The 1,573-nt window shown below is 58.5% G+C and carries 3 protein-coding genes; all 3 read left to right on the forward strand.

Translation table 11 applies throughout. The features are described 5' to 3' along the window. Positions 1-426, forward strand: a 426-nt coding sequence (locus WAW39_RS06515; protein WP_422316988.1) for an MFS transporter, incomplete at its 5' end; no start/stop codon positions are given. 18 nt (positions 427-444) lie between these two features. Further along, the gene (locus WAW39_RS06520) at positions 445-1,068 is read left to right on the forward strand and encodes a hypothetical protein (protein ID WP_422316990.1); all 624 of its coding nucleotides are present in this window, start codon (positions 445-447) and stop codon (positions 1,066-1,068) included. Between the two features lie 99 nt (positions 1,069-1,167). Then, positions 1,168-1,573, forward strand: a 406-nt coding sequence (locus WAW39_RS06525; RefSeq protein WP_422316992.1) for a M20/M25/M40 family metallo-hydrolase, incomplete at its 3' end; no start/stop codon positions are given.

Below are 1,573 nucleotides of genomic sequence, written 5' to 3' on the forward strand. Positions count from 1 at the left end.
GTGCTCAAGAAAATCGGCTGGAAGACGACGCTGATCATCGGGATCATCGGTCACGCAGCGCGCTTCAGTATCTTTGCCTTCTTCGGCACGCCAGAAAACCAGTGGCTGATCATCGCAGTTCAGGTGCTGCACGGCATCTGCTACGCGTTCTTCTTTGTGACGGTGTACATCTTTGTGGACGCGGTGTTTCCGAAGGACATCCGCTCCAGTGCGCAGGGCTTGTTCAACCTGTTGATCCTCGGCATCGGCATGGTGGTGGCGAGCAAGATTTTCCCCGAACTGGTGGTGAAATACACCGTGAATGGCGTGGTGGATTACCATCAGCTCTTCCTGGTGCCGACCGGCATGGCGCTGGCAGGCATCGTGCTGCTGGCGCTGTTCTTCAAGCCGCCGACTTATGGGCCTGAGGGAGAGGTGAAGCATTGATCCCGTATTGTAGTCCTTATGAAACGCATCGTGCTTCTCTGTTTCGCTCTGGCCACCGTGGTGCATGGGGCGGACAAGAAGCCGAAGGCGATGCGTTTGAAGGGGGACGTCATCTTCGCGGATGACTTCAAGGCTGAGAAGCTGGACGAAAAGTGGGTGCATGCCAAAGGCGCGGAGGCGGCGAAATTTGAAGTCGCGGACGGCGCGCTGCTCATGGATCAGGCGGCGGGCAAAGGGGCGGTGATCTGGCGGGCGTTTGAGGCGCCGGTGCAGGATGTCTCAGTGCAGCTGCTGGTGAAGCCCTGGGCCTGCAGCAGGATTGCCTTTGGTTTTTATGCTCCGGGGGATCGACCTGGGGCGCAGAGAAAGCTCAATATTGCCGTGACACCGAAGGGGACTGTGGCGGTGCGTGATGTGGAAAATCAGAAAGTGCTGAAGTCTGCGAACACGCGCATTGAATCCACCGAATGGCGGCGGGTGGCGTTTGAGTCGAAGGGCGACAAGATCACCGTGCAGGTAAATGACCAGGTGGTTTTGGAGCTTAAGACGGAGCTGACGCTAGGCGAGAAAGCGGGGCTGCTGCTAAACCTCTATGGTGGCAAGGGGAGCGTGGATGAGATTGAGGTGAAGAAGTTGAAGTAAGGGCTGGGGGCGCAACGCTTGATCGTGCTTGACCGTTGACCGCGAACTCCATGTCGCTTTCATCGTTGGAGTCTCGCTATTCATTCCTCATCCTTTCTTATGAACCCACCCGGCCTCGACAATCTCCTCACCTGCCTGCGATTTCCTTCTGTTTCCACTGACTCCACGCGGCGTGCGGATGTGAGTGCGTGTGCTGAATGGCTGCTGAGCAAGGTGCGTGAAATGGGGCTGACGGGCGATCTGCACGAGACGCCGGGGCATCCGGTGCTGGTGGCGAAGAACAAGCACATCGCCGGACGTCGCACGGTGCTGCTGTATGCGCATTACGATGTGCAGCCTGCGGAGCCGCTGGGGGAGTGGAAGTCACCGGCGTTCGAGCCGACGATTCGCGATGGTCGCATCTTTTGCCGGGGAGCCACGGACAACAAAGGGCAGCTCATGGCGCACATGCAAGGACTGGCGGAAACGCTGGAGAAACACGCGGATGTGCCGGTGAACCTGACGC

The sequence above is a fragment of the Prosthecobacter sp. genome (assembly GCF_049294395.1).
Taxonomy (GTDB): domain Bacteria; phylum Verrucomicrobiota; class Verrucomicrobiia; order Verrucomicrobiales; family Verrucomicrobiaceae; genus Prosthecobacter.

Coding starts and splice junctions, on each gene's coding strand:
- WAW39_RS06520 (WP_422316990.1), top strand. CDS start 445: ATGAAACGCATCGTGCTTCTCTGTTTCGCTCTGGCCACCGTGGTGCAT.